17 protein-coding genes are annotated in these 16,336 nt (G+C 67.3%); 5 read left to right on the forward strand and 12 right to left on the reverse strand.

The annotated features are described in order from the left end of the window. Window positions 1–39: 39 nt before the first annotated feature. Genes C7R54_RS10350 through C7R54_RS10360 form a run of 3 tightly spaced genes read right to left on the reverse strand, consistent with a single transcriptional unit; the run spans window position 40 to window position 2,779 of the window. Window positions 40–798: an ABC transporter ATP-binding protein gene (locus C7R54_RS10350; RefSeq protein ID WP_129150116.1), complete on the reverse strand. Its 759-nt coding sequence runs from the start codon at window positions 796–798 to the stop codon at window positions 40–42. Next, window positions 774–1,730, reverse strand: coding sequence for an ABC transporter permease (locus tag C7R54_RS10355; protein ID WP_240039460.1), 957 nt, complete (start codon window positions 1,728–1,730; stop codon window positions 774–776). The genes C7R54_RS10350 and C7R54_RS10355 overlap by 25 nt, the downstream gene beginning before the upstream one ends. Then, window positions 1,730–2,779 carry an ABC transporter substrate-binding protein gene (locus C7R54_RS10360; protein WP_129150118.1) on the reverse strand — a complete coding sequence of 350 codons (1,050 nt, stop codon included), beginning with the start codon at window positions 2,777–2,779 and terminating at the stop codon, window positions 1,730–1,732. The genes C7R54_RS10355 and C7R54_RS10360 overlap by 1 nt, the downstream gene beginning before the upstream one ends. Window positions 2,780–3,002: 223 nt before the next feature. On the opposite strand from C7R54_RS10360, the gene soxC reads away from it, so the two are divergent. Continuing rightward, entirely contained in the window at window positions 3,003–4,262 is a 1,260-nt protein-coding gene (gene soxC / locus C7R54_RS10365; protein WP_240039461.1) for a sulfite dehydrogenase, read from the forward strand. Between the two features lie 31 nt (window positions 4,263–4,293). Then, window positions 4,294–4,911 (forward strand): c-type cytochrome, encoded by a 618-nt coding sequence (locus tag C7R54_RS10370; RefSeq protein WP_240039462.1) that lies wholly within the window; start codon window positions 4,294–4,296, stop codon window positions 4,909–4,911. Between the two features lie 99 nt (window positions 4,912–5,010). On the opposite strand, the gene C7R54_RS10375 is transcribed toward C7R54_RS10370, so the two are convergent. The 5 genes from C7R54_RS10375 to C7R54_RS10395 form a co-directional block, all read right to left on the reverse strand. Further along, on the reverse strand, window positions 5,011–5,328 hold the full coding sequence (locus C7R54_RS10375; protein WP_129150124.1) for an NIPSNAP family protein: 318 nt from the start codon (window positions 5,326–5,328) through the stop codon (window positions 5,011–5,013). 121 nt (window positions 5,329–5,449) lie between these two features. Beyond that, entirely contained in the window at window positions 5,450–6,424 is a 975-nt protein-coding gene (locus C7R54_RS10380) for a Bug family tripartite tricarboxylate transporter substrate binding protein (RefSeq protein ID WP_129150127.1), read from the reverse strand. Window positions 6,425–6,525: 101 nt separating this feature from the next. Beyond that, on the reverse strand, window positions 6,526–7,464 hold the full coding sequence (locus C7R54_RS10385; RefSeq protein WP_129150129.1) for a helix-turn-helix domain-containing protein: 939 nt from the start codon (window positions 7,462–7,464) through the stop codon (window positions 6,526–6,528). 86 nt (window positions 7,465–7,550) lie between these two features. Beyond that, a complete protein-coding gene (locus tag C7R54_RS10390; protein ID WP_129150132.1) occupies window positions 7,551–8,540 on the reverse strand; it encodes a Bug family tripartite tricarboxylate transporter substrate binding protein in 990 nt (329 codons plus the stop codon). Between the two features lie 39 nt (window positions 8,541–8,579). Further along, a complete protein-coding gene (locus C7R54_RS10395) occupies window positions 8,580–9,677 on the reverse strand; it encodes a mandelate racemase/muconate lactonizing enzyme family protein (protein ID WP_129150135.1) in 1,098 nt (365 codons plus the stop codon). Window positions 9,678–9,782: 105 nt separating this feature from the next. Here C7R54_RS10395 and C7R54_RS10400 point away from each other — a divergent pair, with 105 nt between their 5' ends. Beyond that, window positions 9,783–10,679 (forward strand): LysR family transcriptional regulator, encoded by an 897-nt coding sequence (locus tag C7R54_RS10400; RefSeq protein ID WP_129150138.1) that lies wholly within the window; start codon window positions 9,783–9,785, stop codon window positions 10,677–10,679. A gap of 99 nt (window positions 10,680–10,778) precedes the next feature. On the opposite strand, the gene C7R54_RS28850 is transcribed toward C7R54_RS10400, so the two are convergent. Beyond that, entirely contained in the window at window positions 10,779–10,943 is a 165-nt protein-coding gene (locus tag C7R54_RS28850; protein WP_158021188.1) for a hypothetical protein, read from the reverse strand. A 260-nt stretch (window positions 10,944–11,203) separates the two neighbouring features. Between C7R54_RS28850 and copC the strand changes: the two genes are divergently transcribed. Together copC and copD are read left to right on the forward strand one after the other, a co-directional pair. Further along, window positions 11,204–11,566 carry a copper homeostasis periplasmic binding protein CopC gene (copC, locus tag C7R54_RS10405; protein WP_129150141.1) on the forward strand — a complete coding sequence of 121 codons (363 nt, stop codon included), beginning with the start codon at window positions 11,204–11,206 and terminating at the stop codon, window positions 11,564–11,566. A 106-nt stretch (window positions 11,567–11,672) separates the two neighbouring features. Continuing rightward, on the forward strand, window positions 11,673–12,578 hold the full coding sequence (gene copD, locus C7R54_RS10410; protein WP_129150144.1) for a copper homeostasis membrane protein CopD: 906 nt from the start codon (window positions 11,673–11,675) through the stop codon (window positions 12,576–12,578). A gap of 55 nt (window positions 12,579–12,633) precedes the next feature. Here copD and C7R54_RS10415 read toward each other — a convergent pair whose 3' ends face one another. The 3 genes from C7R54_RS10415 to C7R54_RS10425 all read right to left on the reverse strand — a co-directional run bounded on the left by C7R54_RS10415 (window position 12,634) and on the right by C7R54_RS10425 (window position 16,060). Continuing rightward, window positions 12,634–13,611: a LysR family transcriptional regulator gene (locus C7R54_RS10415; RefSeq protein ID WP_129150147.1), complete on the reverse strand. Its 978-nt coding sequence runs from the start codon at window positions 13,609–13,611 to the stop codon at window positions 12,634–12,636. A gap of 95 nt (window positions 13,612–13,706) precedes the next feature. Beyond that, window positions 13,707–14,726 carry a histone deacetylase family protein gene (locus C7R54_RS10420; protein WP_129150149.1) on the reverse strand — a complete coding sequence of 340 codons (1,020 nt, stop codon included), beginning with the start codon at window positions 14,724–14,726 and terminating at the stop codon, window positions 13,707–13,709. Then, entirely contained in the window at window positions 14,723–16,060 is a 1,338-nt protein-coding gene (locus C7R54_RS10425; protein WP_129150151.1) for an MFS transporter, read from the reverse strand. Before C7R54_RS10425 ends, C7R54_RS10420 begins: the two co-directional genes overlap by 4 nt. Window positions 16,061–16,336: the final 276 nt, after the last annotated feature.

Consider the following 16,336-nt stretch of genomic DNA (forward strand, 5'->3'; position numbering starts at 1 on the left):
CCGCGATAGGAGCCCCAACAGGAGCCCCAATAGGCGCCACTATGCCGCTTCCGCGGCTTCCGCTTCCTCCGCCGTCACGCCGAGGCTGGCCAGCAGGCGCCTGCGCAGCGACACCACCCGCGCTTCCCGGGCGCCGGCGGCGGCAGGCAGGTCCACCGGGACATCCACGACCAGGCGTCCCTGGTCCAGCACGATGACACGCTGGGCCAGGTGTATGGCCTCGTCCACGTCATGCGTGACCAGCAGGACGGCGGGCTGGTGCGCGTCGCACAGGCGGCGCAACAGCGCATGCATGCGCAGCCGCGTCAGTGCGTCCAGGGCGCCGAACGGCTCGTCGGCCAAAAGCAGTTCTGGCTCCCGCACCAATGCCCGCGCCAATGCGACGCGCTGCTGCTCGCCGCCCGAGAGTTCAGCCGGCCAGGCGCTTTCGCGGCCGGCCAATCCGACCTCGGCCAGCGCCGCGCTGGCGCGTCCGCGCGCATCCGGCCCGCGCAGTCCGTAGGTGACGTTGTCGAGCAGGCGCTTCCAGGGCAGCAGACGGGCGTCCTGGAATACGACCGAGAGCTTCTCCGGCACGCGCAGGTCGCCGCTGCCCTGGACGTCATGGTCCAGGTTGGCCAGGGCGCGAAGAAACGTGCTCTTGCCGGAGCCGCTGCGGCCCAGCAGGGCCACGAACTCGCCGCGCCGGATATCGAGATCGATATTGTCCAGGATGGTGCGCGCGCCAAAGGCGCGGCGTAGCGCGCGCACGCGCACCACGCCGTCGGCCGGGTTCAATCCGCCAGTGTCTTGCGCCATTTGAGTACCTTGCGTTGCAGTAGACGCACCAGGGCGTCCGAACTCAGGCCCAGCAGCGCATAAAGCGCCAGGCCGACGATGATGACTTCCGTTTGCCCATACGTGCGCGCCAGCTCGATCATGTAGCCGATGCCGCTGGTGGAGTTCACCTGCTCGACCACCACCAGCGCCAGCCAGGAATAGGTGACCGCGAAGCGCAGGCCCAGCAGGAAGCCGGGCAGGGCGCCCGGAAGCACCACGTTGCGGATGAATTCCCAACGGCCGACGCCCAGCGTTTCCGACAGTTCGAGATACCGGCTGTCGATGGCGCGCAGGCAATCGTGGGTCTGGATATAGATGGGCACGAAGACGATCAGGGCGATGGCGGTGACCTTCATGCCTTCGCCTATGCCCAGCCACAGCATCAGCAGGGGCACCAGCGCCAGGCTGGGTATGGACCGCTTGATTTGCACCGGGCCGTCCAGCAGGTATTCACCCAGGCGGCTCAGGCCGGACAGTACGCCCAGCGCGCCGCCCGCGACGACGCCCCAGAACAGGCCTTGCAGCGCGCGCCATAGCGAGGTCTCGAAGTTGGACCAGAGCCGGCCGGAGCCTATCAGGTCGGCCGCCGTGCTCACCACGACCCACGGTGGCGACAGCGTGCGGCTGTCGATGTAGCCCGTCCACGATCCCACGATCCAGAGCAACAGGAGCAGCAAGGGCCCTAGCGCGGCGCCGTAGCGGATCGGCCGGCCGGGGCCGAGGCGCGGATGCCGGCGTGGCGAGGCGGCATCGGGCATGGAGGCGGCGGGCGAGGCGGCGCCGGGCGTGGAAGCGGCGGCCGGCGTGGGCGCGGCGTCGGCCGCGACGGACGAGCTAGTGCGCGGCCTGGCGCCGATGCCGCGTCCCGACAGCCGGCGCAGCGCGCCCAGGGTGGAAGCGGTATCCGCCATCACGGTTGCTCCAGTGCGCGCGCCGCGACGAACTCATAGCGCCGGTCGAAAAGATCGGCCGCATTCAGGCGGGGCTTGTTCGTCTCCTTGGCCAGCAGGTCGATGGTAGCCTGCTGGCGTTCGATCACCGCATTCCAATCCGCGGGAATGTCGGGTTCTCCGGCGGACTGGACCAGATAGCGGCCCGCATCGGCTTTCAGGCCCTCGTGCTCGACGTAGTAGCCTTGCACCCATTGCTCCGGATGCTCATTGATCCAACGCGTGGCGCGTGCCCACGCCTTGACGTACTCGCGCACGGCCGCGGCCTTGGCCGGGTCGTCCAGCACCGATTGCAGCCCATAGATATACCAGGGATCGTCACGCAGCCCGTGCGAAATCACCTTGGCGCCGCCATGGCCGTAGTTGGCCAGGTAGCGCGGCTGGTTGGCCTCGGCGATCGGGGCGGCGTCCACCAGTTTGTTGGCCAGCGCGCTGACGTAGACGTCGCCCGTGCTGGGCATTTCCACCAGCGTCACGTCTTTCTGCGTGAGCCCGGCCTTTTGCAGAATGCGCAGCACCAGCGCGCCTTGCGCCTGACCGGGGCTGTAGGCGATTTTCTTGCCCTTGAGGTCGGCGATGCCGTCTATCCTGGCACCGGGCGCGATGCCCAGCTTGTAGATCGGATGGTCGATGGGTTCCTTGCGGAACGACGCAGCGACGATGCGTACGGGCAAGCCGGTCCACGTCGCATGGATGGGAGGAATGTCGGCCACCGAGCCGAGGTCCAGCGCATTCGCGCGGAACGCCTCGATCGTGCGCGGGCCGCCGCTGATATTGGCCCATTCGATCTTGAACGGAAGCTTCCGCAGTTCGCCCGACAGCTCCAGCGCACGCTGGGTCTTGGGGTCGCCGATACGCAGGACGGTTCCGGGCGGTACGGTATCCGGGATGGGCGCGGTGCTTTGCGCGGCATGGGCAGCGCCGAAGGCGAACAACAGGGGCGGTAGCCATCGTCGCGCGTATCGCGATGCCGTACGGGACACACGGGACAGTGGTTTGGGAAGGTGCATGAGTATCGTCGTTCCAGGAGTGCGCGGCGGGGATGTCGCCGTCCGAACGACGATTGTCGAGCCATCGCGCGGTGTTCTTAACAGCCGATTTCTCATATCGATATGGGATGTCATGGCGCGGCGCAGGCCTGGGAGGCGCGGAATATCCATATCGCGAGACCGTCGTTCCCGCGCCTGGCCGGCATCGATAGCATCTACCGGTTTTTCATCCGGATCCCATATCGTGACTTCACGCAGACAATTCCTGGAAAAGGCGGCCGCGCTGGGCGTATCGGCGACGGTTGCCGCCGGCGCCCAGGCACAAGCGCCAGCATCCGCGTCCGCGGGGACGGCCGCACCGGCGGACGGCCCCTTGCCCGTCCCGACCTGGTCCAGGACGCCCGGCGCACCGGTTGGCGGACAGCCCTATGGCAAGCCCTCGACATTTGAAAAACGCGTGGTGCGTGGCGTCCGTGCCACCGACAAGCAATACATTTCGTCCTCTTCGCGCACGCCCATCGCCGAACTGGATGGCATCATTACGCCCAACGGCCTGTTCTATGAACGGCATCACGGCGGCGTGCCCGACATCGATCCCGCGCAACATCGCCTGCTGGTGCATGGCCTGGTGCGCAAGGAACTGCTGTTCTCCGTCGAGGACCTGCGCCGCTTCCCGTCGGTGTCGCGCATCCATTTCCTGGAGTGTTCCGGCAACCCGGGTTTCGATGTGTACGGCAGGACGGCGGCCGAGGCCAATGGCCTGATCAGCTGCGCGGAGTGGACAGGCGTGCCGCTGCGCACGGTGCTGGAGGAAGCCGGCTTGCAGCCGCAAGCGCGGTGGGCGGTGGCCGAGGGCGCGGACGCGGCGGCCATGACGCGCAGCGTGCCTATCGAGAAATGCCTGGACGATGCCTTGCTGGTATACAGCCAGAACGGCGAGCGGCTGCGGCCGGAGCAGGGCTATCCGCTGCGCCTGCTGCTGCCCGGCTTCGAGGGCAATATGAGTGTGAAGTGGCTGCGACGCCTGCACTTGGCCGAGCAGCCCGTCTACTCGCGCGAAGAGACCGCGAAGTACACCGACCTGATGCCCGACGGCACCGCGCGGCAGTTCACGTTCTACATGGAGGCCAAGTCCATCATCACCACGCCTTCAGGGGGCCAGCGCTTGCCCGGTCCCGGTTTTCACGAGATCCGCGGCATTGCCTGGAGCGGACGCGGCAAGATACGGCGCGTGGAAGTGTCGGTGGACGAGGGGCGGACGTGGCAGGAAGCGCGCTTGCAGGAGCCTGTGTTGAGCAAGGCGGTGACGCGCTTCAACTTCGCGTGGCGCTGGGACGGCGCGCCGGCGGTGATCCAGAGCCGCGCCACCGACGAAACGGGCTACGTGCAGCCACCGCTGGAGGCCTTGGTGGACGTACGGGGCCTGAATTCGGGTTATCACAACAACGCCATCACGCCCTGGCGCGTGGCGGCCAGCGGGGAGGTGACCAATGCGCGCCTGTGAGAAGAGTGCCGAGCCGCGCCGACCGCGGCGCGTGGCCCAGTCTTTGTTCGTGGCGGCTTGCTCGCTTCTGGCTGCCGCCGGGGCCACGGGCAGCCCGGCCGCCACGGATGGCGGAAAAGCGGCCAGTGTTGCCACCGCTGCCACTACGGGCAGCGGGACCGCCCCGGCTCCGAACGTTCCCCACGGCCCCTACGGCCTGGGCACGCCCGTCACGCCGCGCCAGGTATCGGGCTGGAACATCGATGTCGCCCCCGACGGCAAGAACCTGCCTCCCGGCAGCGGCACCTTGGCCCAGGGGCAGCAGCTTTACACCGCGCAGTGCGTGTCCTGCCATGGCGCCAAGGGCGAGGGCGGCGTCGGGGACCGCCTGGCCGGTGGATTCGGCACGCTCAAGGACAGGAAGCCGATACGTACCGTCGGCAGCTACTGGCCCTATGCCACGACGCTGTTCGACTACATACGCCGCGCCATGCCCCTGACCGCGCCGCAAAGCCTGGGCGACGACGAAGTCTATGCCGTCACGGCCTATGTGCTCTCGCTCAACGGCTTGTGGCCGGACGGCCAGCCGGCCAACGCGCAGACGCTGTTGAAGGTCCGCATGCCCAATGTCGATGGCTTCGTGCCGGACCCTCGGCCGGACGTGCCATGATGCGCGCCCCGCATTGCTTGCGCGCGGGGCCATGGGACGCTGTCTGCCGCGAGGCTCGCATCGGCCACGGACGCGACGCGGTACCGGACGCGCCGACGACTATGGCTGGAAGAACGGCACCGCGGTCATCAAGCGATTTTCCTGGCTGATCACGTAGGCCGCCTCGGCGCTCTTGGCCAGGTAGGCCGTCCAGTCGGGATCCTTCTGCAAGGCCAGCCGGCGGGCTTCGCGGTCGGCCGCGTCGCGGTAGACCCAGATGTGCATATAGCTGTTCACGTTGCCGGTGTCTGTCTGCATGTAGGCCAGCGGCTTGCCCAGGTGGCGGCTCTGTATTTCGTAGCCGTGCTCCGCATAGAGGGCCAGGTGCTTCCTGATGGTGCCGGGACGGCAGGTGTAGGTGCGGACGTCGTAAAGCATGCGGATTCCTTTCTTGGTGTGGCTCGATGGAAATGGTGGATGGGCGGGCCCGATCTGCTGGCGGAATGCGCGATCGCGGTTTCGCGGTGTGGCGGTTCCCCGGAAGGGATCGCGGCAAGGATCAATCGGGCGTGGCGCCGGACTGCCGCACCAGGTCGCGCCAGCGGACGACGTCCAACTCGACATATTGCTGGAAGGCGGCATGGCCGTCGCCCACCGGATCGGCGCCCAGTCCGCGCAGCTTTTCCTGCACGGCGGGATCGGCCACGCTTTGGGTAATGACCGTGGAGAGCTTGTCGATGACGGGCGCGGGCACGGCGGCCGGCGCGAACAGGCCGAACCAGGAGCGCGCGTTCATGGCCGCATAGGGGGTTTCGGAAAACGCGGGCACGTCAGGCAGCGCGGCGTGGCGGTGATCGCCGGTCACGGCCAGTGGCTTGATGCGGCCGCCCTGCACCTGGGCAAGCACCTCGGGCAGGTTGGCGAACATGATCTGCACCTGTCCGCCCATCAGGTCATTCAACGCCTGGGCGCCGCCCTTGTAGGGTACATGTGTCATGTTGGCGCCGACGAGGGTATTGAATTGCGCGCCCGCCAGGTGCGCCGCCGTGCCCGTGCCGCCCGAGGCGTAGTTCATTCGGCTGCCGCTGGCCTTTGCATAGGCGGCCAGCTCCGTCACGGTCCTGGCCGGCACCGAGGGATGCGTCACCAGCAACAGCGGCACGGACGCGAGGTTGGACAGCGCCGCGAAGTCCTTCGTCAGGCTGTAGTCCAGATGTGGGTAAAGCGTGGCATTGATGGCGTGGCTGGACGTCGCCATCAGCAGGGTATAGCCGTCCGGTTCGGCGCGCGCGGCCATGACCGCGCCGATATTGCCGTTGGCGCCCGCCTTGTTTTCGACGACGACGGGCTGGCCCAGGCGCACCGACATCGCCTGCGCGACGGTGCGCGCGATGACATCGGTCGCGCCGCCCGGCGCGAAGGGCACGATGACGCGTAGGGGACGCTGGGGGAAATCGGCGTGGGCGGCAGTGGCTCCCACGGCCAGCGTCAAGGTGACGCATGCCCGCGCCACGATGGTCAGCAGCTTTTTCATGGTTGTCTCGTCCTGGTTGCGCGCTTGGTAACCCTGCGCGTCTCGCCTCGCCGGCAGCGGCGAGTTCAGGCATGACTGTACGCAGGATGGGCCGGACAGCGTTAGGACGGATCAGCGCCAGTCCAGGACTTTTTTGCAGCGGGGCCGGCGTCGATGGGATGGCTGTATTGGCGCCGGAAGTCGCCCGGCGTGGAGCCGGCGTGTTTCTTGAAGAAGCGCGCGAAGTAGGCCGGATCCTCGAAATTCAACTGGAAGGCGATTTCGGAAATGCTCTTGCCGGTATGGGTGAGCAGGCGCTTGGCCTCCAGTACGATGCGCGCCTGTATCAGCTGGCTCGCGGTCTGGCCCACGGCCCGCTTTACCGCCTCATTGAGCTGGCGCTCGCTGACCCGGAGCGCGTCGGCGTATTCGCGCATGGTCCTGAATTGCAGGTAGCGGTCCTCGATCAACAAGCCTAGCCTGCGAGTCAGGTCATGGGACGGCCCCGCGCCGGTAGCCGGCGCGTCGACGGGATAAAGGCGGCGCAGCTTGGTCAGCAGGATCAACAAGCAGGACCGCACGATATCGAAGCAGCCGGCGCCGCGTTCCAGGGTTTCTTGCTCGATCTGCGCCAGCAGGGGTAGCAGGTCGTCGTGTTGCGCCCGCGTCAGGTAGAGCGCCGGGCTGCCACGGGTCAGGTGGAAGAAGGGGAACTTGGCGATGTCGTCCGCGCGCGGAAACATGTGGGCGAAGAATTCGGTGCTGATGTTCAGGACGTAGCCGTGCGGGTGCACGCTGGAGGTCCAGGCATGCACTTGCCCGGGCGTCAGGAAGAAAACGGCATGGTCGCGCACCTCGAACCGTTCGAAGTCCAGCAGGTGCGTCCCCTGCGCGCGGCTCATCCACAACAGGTGATAGTAGCTGTGCCGATGCAGGAAGCCGCGCGGAATATCGCCACGGTCCTGCAGACGGACAAGGTCGAAATAGAAGGTGCCCGCTCCCGAGAAATCCGAGGTCTCGAAAGTAGGGAAGGGTTCCGTTTGGGGAAGGGCTGCGACCAAGGCCTGCGTCTCCGGTTGACGGCCGGCTTGGGCCGGCTCGCGCTTTACGACGCATCTTAAAGGCAAATCGGCGGCGCTATCCGGCGCTATTCAGCCTTGATACCGCCTTTCCGGATCACCACCGTCCATTTGGCGACCTCCGCCCGTATCCGCTGGTCGAATTCCGCCGGGGTGCTGCCGACCGGATCGAACCCCAGTCCGACCAGCTTCCCATGCAGCTCGCCTTGCCGGACGGACTGCGCCAGCGTGGACGACAGCCGGTCAACGATCTCGCCAGGCGTTCCCGCCGGCGCCAGCACCCCGAACAGCGGCGTCGTATCGACCCCGGGCAGCCCGGCTTCGCCGAAGGTCGGCACGTCGGGCAATTGCGGCAGCCGCTGTGGCGTGGTGACCGCCAGCGCGCGCAGGCGGCCAGCCTTGATGTGTTCCAGCAATGTGGGCACGGTGGCGAAGGCGAATTGCACCTGGCCGCCCAGCAGGTCGGTGAAAACCGTTCCGCCGCCCCGGTAAGGCACGTGGAGCAGTTGCACGCCCGCTTCCTGCTTGAGCTGTTCGCCCGCCAGGTGCGGGGCGCTGCCGACGCCGGCCGACCCGAAGGACAGCGTGCCCGGCTGGGCCTTGGCCAGCGCCAGGAACGACGCGAGATCCTTGGCCGGCACGGCGGGGTTGACCACCATGACGAAGGGGGCGGTCGCCATCAGCGAGATGGGCGCGAAGTCCTTCAGCGTGTCATAGGGCAGCCGCGCGCCCAGCAGGCCGGGGTTGATGGTGAAGGTCGAGTCGACGATGCCGATGGCATAGCCGTCCGGCGCCGCCGTCGCGACCGCGCGCGTGCCGATGGTGGTGCCGCCGCCTCCGCGGTTTTCGACCACGAAGGTCTGGCCGAACTGCTGTCCGTAGATTTGCGCGGCCATGCGGCCCAGGGTATCGGTGGCGGCGCCCGGCGGATAGGGCACGTAGAAACGCACCGGCTTGTCGGGGTAGACGGCGGCGCGGGCGGGCGATGGCCAGGGCAGGGCGGCGACCAGGCCCAGGCCGGCGACCCGCGCGAAGAACTCACGGCGTTGTGGATGCATGTTGTCTCCAGGATTTCGGTTTCGAGTCGTTTCGACTTCTCAATTGCTGTATTGCCCGGCGGCCAGTTCGGCTTCGGGGTCCGCCCCCAGGCCGGGCCCGTCCGGTATCCCCACCCAGCCGTTTTCGATAGGCACGCTGCGGCCGTAGGGCACATGGGCCAGTTCGACGTAGAGCCGTTCCAGCGACACTTCCTTCTGCTGGGCGGCGATCAAATGCAGGCTTGCCAGATAGCCCGGACCGAAAAAGGCCACCTGGGGCGCGCATGTCACGGCGCCGTCCGCGCAGCGTTGGGCGATGCGCCAGGCGGCGGTCAGCCCCAGCTTGATCACGCTGGGTTGCACGTATTGCACGACGGCTTGCTCGGCCATGCGTTCGAGGGCCAGCGCATTGGCTGCGTTCTCGCCCACAGCCAACGGGATTCCACCCGCGTCCCGCAGGCTTGCCAGCGCGCGATCGTCCTCGGGGGGCCAGATGGGCTCCTCTATCCAGAACGGATCGTAGGGCGCCATGGCCGCGATGGCCGCCGGCGCTTCGTCCGGCAGCCACGCGCAGTTCGTATCCACCATGATGGGAATGCCGGCGCCGGTCGCGCGGCGCACCGCGGCCAGCGCGTCGGCGGTGCGTTCGTGCAGCTTGACCTCGGTATAGCCTTCGTCCAGCGCGCGCGTGGTCACCGCGTCCAGCTTGCCGGCGTCGCCGTAGTACTGCAGCAGCGAGGCATAGGCGCGGACGCGATTGCGTCGCTTGCCACCGAGCAATTCATGTAGCGGGACCCCGGCGCGCTTGGCGCGCAAGTCCCATAAAGCGATATCCAGGCCGGCCAGCGCATGGACGACGGGGCCGGACCGTCCCAGATTGTGCAAGGTCCGCTGCATCGCGGGTAGCAGCGTTGTGTCATCGCCGTCCTTGCCACGCGCCAGCGGCTCGATCAGCGTTTCGAATATCGCCTTCAGCGCACGCGGTTCCACGCAATAGGACTCGCCCCAGGCCACGGTGCCGTCCTCGGTCTGCACGCGCACCAGCGCGCTGTCCAGCTTGTCGCGCGGGCGGCCCGCGAACAGGGGCGGCGGGCTCCAGTGGTGGAAGGGCAGGCGCATGGGGATGCAGGCGACCGAGACGATGGCGTTGGGGGACATGAATGAAGGACCGTGCGTGGACATGGCAGGCATTCTTCCGTCGTCGGATCATATGGTCAAATAGATAGCCTGACTATTTTCATATGATTTTCATATGACTCTCCCATGATCAGCCGCCGTGAACTGACCCTGTTGCGCGCCATGTACCAGCATGCGACGGTGACGGCCGCCGCGGCGGCGGCCGGCATGACGCAGCCCGCCGCCAGCGCCTTGCTGCGCGATATGGAAGTGCGGCTGGGCTTTGCCCTCTTCAGCCGCGAGCACCGCCGCCTGCATCTCACCAGCCAGGGCCGCGCCCTGATACCCGAAGTGCTCAACGCCCTGGCGGGCATGGAGGCCGTCGACCGCATGGCCGGCGATATCCGGCAGGGCGCGCAGGCGCGGCTGGCCGTGGGCGCCGTCGCCATCGCGGCGTCCAGCCTGCTGCCGGCGGCGTTGGCCGAGATGCGGCGCGCGCATCCGACGGTGGCCGTCACCGTGCGCGCCGGCACGGCGCTGGACATCATCGAGATGGCGGTCGATCACCGTATCGACCTGGGCATCCTTATCGGTTCGCCCGAAGCGGACGATCGGGTGGCGAGCCAGCCCTTGGGACCGTTGAGCCTGTATGCGGTCTTGCGGCGCGACCATCCGTGGGCGCGCCGCAAGACCCTTGCATTGGAAACGGTGGCGCGGGCGGGGCCCATCGTGCTTGCGACCGCCTTGCCCGCGGGCCGGGCCACGCGGCAGGCGCTGGAGACGCGGGGCCTGCCTTACCGGCCCATCATCGAAGTCGCGCAATCGTCGGCGGCCTGCGCATTGGCCGCGGAAGGGCTGGGCGTGGCCATCGTCGAGAGCCTGGGCGCGCATTACGCGGCGCGCCAGGGGTTGGCGGCGCGTCATCTGTTGGATGTGGACGAGCCGGCGCTGGCGCTCGTCTGGCCGCGCGACCGCGCGATGAGCGCGGCGGCGGAAAGCCTGCGCAACGGCCTGGCGCGGCAGGCCGGTTCATGCTTGCGATGAGCGGCTTGCCCTGAGCCGCTTACGCGCTTACGCGCTCAAGCCTTACGTTAAGCCGCTTGCATTGAGCGGTGTGCGTCAAGCGTTTGACGCCAGCCGTTCCTAGCGATAGGGCGGCGGGGGCGGCGGCCCATCGCGGTCACGATCGTGGTCGTGGTGCCAATCGCGGTCGCGACGATCGTGATCATGGTCATGGTCGGGGGCGATGACACAGCCGGTCAGCAGGAAGACGGGCAGCAGCAGGGAGGCAAGCAGGATGCGGATCATGATGGGTGCTCTCGTGGTCAGATCGTTGTAAGGCCAGGCGACGGCGTGGCAACACCGTCGCGCCCGCCGCCGGGCAAGCTACACGGGCGGCATAAGCAAAGCTGCAATGACGACATGGCATGCAGCAGTCCCGGTCGGGTTTTCGTGTAGGCTGGAATCTTAGATCGTGAGCCGTGTCTGAACAGTTTCTTGATGGGGCCGTGTGTATCGTCGTCTTACCGCTTTGCCCCACACTCTCTCGCATTCGTCAGGAGTCTTCGATGTCCCATAAAACCGCTGTGCTTGCCGCCTTGATCGCCGTGCTGCCGCAAATCGCCTGGGCGCACGCGCACCTGAAGCAGTCGTCTCCCGCCAAGGACGCCGTCGTGCAGGCCGCACCGACCCAGGTCACGGCCAGTTTCACGGAGGGCCTGGAGCCCGCCTTCTCGTCGCTGACGCTCGTGGACGCGGCCGGCAAGCCGGCGGCGGACGCCAAGGCCGCGCCCGCGCCCGGCGACGACAAGACCCTGGTCCTGGCCATACCCAAGCCCTTGCCCGCCGGCGCCTACACCGTCAAGTGGCAGGTCCTTTCCAAGGACGGCCACAAGACGCAGGGCGATTGGTCTTTCACGGTGAAGCCGTGACGGAAAACACGATGCCGACTTTTCGGTGGACCAGGAAGCGACGGCATGGGGGCCCGCGTTGCGCGCCCGCCCGCCGCTCGGCGCTGCCGTACGCGATGGCCGCGCCGTGACGCCTTTGTTTGCCGCTTTTGCCGCCAGCCGTTTTCTCGCCTATGCCAGCGGCCTGCTGCTGTTCGGCGCCAGTGCGATGCTGGCGCTGGCAGGGCACGCGTCGCTCGCGCGGTCGGCGCGGGTACGCCTGCGGGGACTGCTGATCGGGGCAGCCGTCGTCGGCGTCCTGTCCGTGCTGCTGTTGCTGCCCTTGCAGACGGCTTCCATCGCCGACGACCCGCGGGCCATGCTCGATCCGTCCATGCTGGGCACGGTCGCATGGCGGACGCGCTATGGGCAGGCGTGGCTGCTGCGCATGGCGGGCGTGGCGGCGCTGCTGGCAGTGGTATGGGCGGGCGCCCGCCGGCACGGGGCCCGGGGCGGCTGGCAGGCCCTGGTCGCGGCGCTGGCCCTGGCGCCGTTGTGCCTCGGCGGCCATGCCGCCATGCAGGAGGGGGGAGCGGGCATCGTTCACGCATTGGCCGACTTTATTCACTGCCTTGCCGCCGGCTTCTGGCTGGGCGCGCTGCCTGTGTTCCTGCATTGCCTGCGCGCCTGGGAGCAGCCCGACTTGCGGCCGCAGGCGGGCCGCGCCTTGATGCGGTTTTCGACGGCCGGCCATATCGCCGTTGCGCTGTTGCTGGCGAGCGGAGCGGTCAATGCGTGGATGATCGTGGCGCCCGCCGGCCTGGACGCCGATGCCGGCTACCAGCAATTGTTGCTGTTGAAGATACTGCTGGCGCTGGCCATGGCCTTGCTGGCGGTGGTCAATCGTTATCGCTGGCTGCGCCGGCTGCGGGTGGCGCGGGAGCAGGCCCTGGCCCGCATCCGCGGCAATACGATCGCCGAGCTGGTGCTCGGTGCGCTGGCGCTGGCGGTGGTGGGATGCCTGGGCCTGATGGCGCCCGGGCCGATGTCCTGATAACTGGCGAACTAATCCCGGAAAAGAGGACGGGTAGGGAGCCCGGCGTCGTGGGTCAATTCGCCCGCGATTCCAGCGGGGTGCGGTTCAGGAAATGCTCGAAGGCGGTGAGGAAGGCCTGTTCCGGCGGGGTCAGCTTGCGCTGCTTGTGCCAGGTCAGGAAGACGTCGATTTCGGCCACGCTTTCCTCGGGAGGCAGGCGGCGCAACTCGCCGTTGAGAACGTCCTGCCGGATCAGGTGCTCGGGAAGGAAGCTCAGCCCGACGCCGGCCACCACCAGGCGCCGCAATTCCTCGATGTGCGGCGAGGTGCCGACGATGCGTCCGGTGAAGCCCCGCTGGTCGCGGAAGATGGTCAGCGGCGACAGTGTGTCGCCGATCTGGTCGCTGGCGAAGCAGACGAAATTCTGGTCCATCAGGTCTTCGATCACCACACGGCGCTTGGAAAACAACGGGTGATGGCGGCCGCAGACCACCGCGTAGCGATGGCGCAGGAACAGGCGCCGGTACAGCGATTCCACCGGCTTGCGGCACAGGCAGATGCCCAGGGCGGGCACGCGTTTGGTCAGGGCGTCCAGGATCGCGGCGCTCTGCTGGACATCGACCTGGAACTCGATCTTGGGATAGCGCCGGTGGAAGTGCGCCAGGAAGTCGTCGTAGGCCGAGCTCTGCACGCGACTCATGACCAGCAGGCGCAGCGTGCCCGCAACCTCGGCGGTATCCTGGTCCCGCAGCGCCGCGGTCTCGATGCGCGCCATGGTGCCGTACATATCGCGGGCGATGGCGTTGACCTCCTCGCCCAGCCCCGTCAGCCGGAACTCGCCGTTGCGGCGATGCAGCAGCGTGCCGCCCACCGCATCCTCAAGGCGCTTGAGCGCCTGGCTGACGGCCGGTTGGCTCAGGTGCAGCGCGCTGGCGGCGCGCCCGATGCCGCGCTCCTGCACCACGAACATGAAGGTGCGCAGCAGATTCCAATCCATGCGCTCGTGCACCAGCGGCAGCGAGGAAACGGGACGATTCGAGGAGGATGCCATGAGGTCGCGCGGGAGGTCGGTCGTCAGCCCCGGGTCCTTCCGGACCCCGAAGCCATGCTGGCCGTCCTCCATCCCGCGCGCCCGGCCGGTAAGGGTCAAGCGGCGGCCAGTCCGGTGAAGAACCGGTTGGCATTGGATTCCAGCCCTTCGATATAGTAGCCGCCTTCCTGCACGATCACGGTCGGCAGCTTGAAGCCGCCCACCACGCGTCCCAGCTTTTCGAAACCGTTCTCGCTGACGGCGACCATCGCCTGCGGGTCTTTTTCGAAAATATCGAAACCCAGCGACAGTACCAGGGCGTCGGGCTGGAACAGCTCGATGGCCTTGCGCGCCTGCGCCAGCTTGTCGAAGAACACCGATTCCGGCGAGCCATGCGGCATGGGCAGGTTGATGTTGTAGCCATAACCTTCCCCGGCGCCGCGTTCATCCTCGAAACCGGTGACCACCGGATAGAAATTCTCAGGGTCGCCGTGGATGGACACGTAGAGCACGTCGCTGCGTTCGTAGAAGATTTCCTGGATGCCCTGGCCGTGATGCATGTCCGTGTCCAGGATCGCCACCTTGCCGAACTTGCTGCGCAGGTGCTGCGCGGCGATGGCGGCGTTGTTCAGGTAGCAGAAGCCGCCGGCGGCGTCGCGCCGCGCGTGGTGGCCGGGCGGCCGGCACAAGGCATAGGACTGGCGCTGGCCGGCCAGCAGGTCTTCGGCGCTGGCGATGGCGCACTGGGCCGCCCAATAGGCCGACTGCCAGGTATGGGGGCCGACCGGGCAGCTGCCGTCGGCCAGGTAGCGCGCGGCCTGGGCCAGCACGCCGCGCAGCGCGTTGCGCTCGCGCACGAACACATTGGAGACCACCTCGTCGCCCCAGTCGTCGGGCAGTTGCTTCCACATGGCGTGGGCGTCCTGCAGGAAACGCAGGTAGTCCAGCGAGTGCACGGCCGAGATCGGGCCGGCGCCGTGGTCGGCCGGGGTCTGCACGTCGAAACCCAGCTTGCGGGCCGCGCCCACCAGGCCGTCCAGGCGGGCGGGAATTTCCTGCGGCGTGCGCATCTTGCCGCGTGAAAAATAGGTCTGCGGATGATGCAGCTTCTGGTCGTCGTGAAAATAAGCCTTCATGCCTGGTTGCTCCCAAGGTGCAAAGCAGCGCTGTCTTGCCGGCGCAGGGCGCTCAGGCCCAGGACGGAAACCAGCGACAACAGCGAAATAATCGTGAACAGCAGGGCGAGCGGCATCCAGTCGCCCCTGAACTTCTCCGCCAGGATGGTGCCCAGCAGGGGCGTCAGGCCGCCGAAGATGGCGCCCGACAATTGATATGCCATGGAAATGCCCGTGTAGCGGATGCGGGTGGGAAAGCAGTCGCTGACGTAGCCGGCGATCACTGCGTAGTACGCGGCCATGAACAGCACCGCGATGCCCACGCCGGTGGTGATGGCCGCCAGCGAGCCCTGGTCCACCAGGGTGAACATGGCGTACGGCGTGAACAGCGACACGAAGGACGTGATGGCCAGGAAGCGCAGGTTGCCGATGCGATAGGCGATCCAGGCCGACAGGGGCGTGATGCAGAACTGCATGACGGAGACGACCAGCAGGCAGTCCAGGATCACCGCGCGGCTCATGTGCAGGTACTGGGTGGTGTACGCGATCATGAAGGTGTTGGTGAAATAGAAGCCGGCGATGCCCAGCACGTTGGCGCCGACCGCCAGGGCCAACAGCCCGGGCGCACCGGTCAGCACTTCCACCAGCGGGGTGCGGGCGGCGCGTTCACGCTTGGCCTGGAGTTCCTGCTCTTTCACGAAATCGGGCGATTCGTTCACGCTCAGGCGGATGACGAAGCCGACCACCAGCAAGGCGGCCGAGAAGAGGAAAGGCACGCGCCAACCCCAGCTCAGGAAGGCCGCGTCGCCCATGCCGGTCATGATCTTGAACATCACGGTGGACAGGATCAGGCCGGCGGGGCTGCCCAGTTGCGCGAAGGACGCGAAGAAGGCGCGCTTGTTCTTGTCGGGCGAATGCTCGCCCGCCATCAGCACCGCGCCGCCCCATTCGCCGCCGACGGCGATGCCCTGGATGACGCGCAGCAGCACCAGCAATACGGGCGCCCAGATGCCGATGCTGTCGTAGGTCGGCAGCAGGCCGATGAAGATGGTCACCAGGCCCATCATCAGCATGGTGATGACCAGCGATTTCTTGCGGCCGATGCGGTCGCCGATGTGCCCGAACAGGGCGCCGCCCAGCGGGCGGGCGAAGAAGCCCACGGCGAATGTGCCGAGCGAGGCCAGGGTGCCGTAGAAGCCGTCGGCCGACGGGAAGAACAGCTTGCCGAAGACCAGGGCGGCCGCGGTGGCGTAGATGTAGAAGTCGTACCACTCGATCATGGTGCCGACGAAGGCGGCGGCCGATGCGCGCACCGGCTGGTGCGTGGACGTGGCGCTCTTGTTGGTTCCCCTCATGCTTTATCTCTCGAAAATGGGGTTGAGGTGTTGGAGGACACCGTTATACGCCGGAGGGGGGGTGTAGGAAAAATTCTGATTTCTTATTTTTGCCATTCGTTTTATTTATGAGGGATAACCCTTATTTATAGGGCGCCGTCAGGTTCATGAGGGAGGCGGCCAGCGGCGGCGGGCCGGCTGGCGCGGGCCGCGACAAGTGGGGCCGGCCGGACAGCAACGGGAGGGACGGTAGGCGGGACGAGGGCGGGCTGGGGCCAGCGGGCAAGCGAACAATCG

It is taken from the genome of Achromobacter aloeverae (assembly GCF_004121055.1).
GTDB classification, from domain to species: Bacteria; Pseudomonadota; Gammaproteobacteria; order Burkholderiales; family Burkholderiaceae_B; genus Bordetella_C; species Bordetella_C aloeverae.

What these genes read in the sequence shown, in the direction of transcription:
- C7R54_RS10350 (WP_129150116.1), bottom strand. Translation starts at nt 798, where the DNA reads ATGGCGCAAGACACTGGCGGATTGAACCCGGCCGACGGCGTGGTGCGC.
- C7R54_RS10355 (WP_240039460.1), bottom strand. Translation starts at nt 1,730, where the DNA reads ATGGCGGATACCGCTTCCACCCTGGGCGCGCTGCGCCGGCTGTCGGGA.
- C7R54_RS10360 (WP_129150118.1), bottom strand. Translation starts at nt 2,779, where the DNA reads ATGCACCTTCCCAAACCACTGTCCCGTGTGTCCCGTACGGCATCGCGA.
- C7R54_RS10375 (WP_129150124.1), bottom strand. Translation starts at nt 5,328, where the DNA reads ATGCTTTACGACGTCCGCACCTACACCTGCCGTCCCGGCACCATCAGG.
- C7R54_RS10380 (WP_129150127.1), bottom strand. Translation starts at nt 6,424, where the DNA reads ATGAAAAAGCTGCTGACCATCGTGGCGCGGGCATGCGTCACCTTGACG.
- C7R54_RS10390 (WP_129150132.1), bottom strand. Translation starts at nt 8,540, where the DNA reads ATGCATCCACAACGCCGTGAGTTCTTCGCGCGGGTCGCCGGCCTGGGC.
- C7R54_RS10395 (WP_129150135.1), bottom strand. Translation starts at nt 9,677, where the DNA reads ATGTCCCCCAACGCCATCGTCTCGGTCGCCTGCATCCCCATGCGCCTG.
- C7R54_RS10400 (WP_129150138.1), top strand. Translation starts at nt 9,783, where the DNA reads ATGATCAGCCGCCGTGAACTGACCCTGTTGCGCGCCATGTACCAGCAT.
- C7R54_RS28850 (WP_158021188.1), bottom strand. Translation starts at nt 10,943, where the DNA reads ATGATCCGCATCCTGCTTGCCTCCCTGCTGCTGCCCGTCTTCCTGCTG.
- copC (WP_129150141.1), top strand. Translation starts at nt 11,204, where the DNA reads ATGTCCCATAAAACCGCTGTGCTTGCCGCCTTGATCGCCGTGCTGCCG.
- C7R54_RS10415 (WP_129150147.1), bottom strand. Translation starts at nt 13,611, where the DNA reads ATGGCATCCTCCTCGAATCGTCCCGTTTCCTCGCTGCCGCTGGTGCAC.
- C7R54_RS10420 (WP_129150149.1), bottom strand. Translation starts at nt 14,726, where the DNA reads ATGAAGGCTTATTTTCACGACGACCAGAAGCTGCATCATCCGCAGACC.
- C7R54_RS10425 (WP_129150151.1), bottom strand. Translation starts at nt 16,060, where the DNA reads ATGAGGGGAACCAACAAGAGCGCCACGTCCACGCACCAGCCGGTGCGC.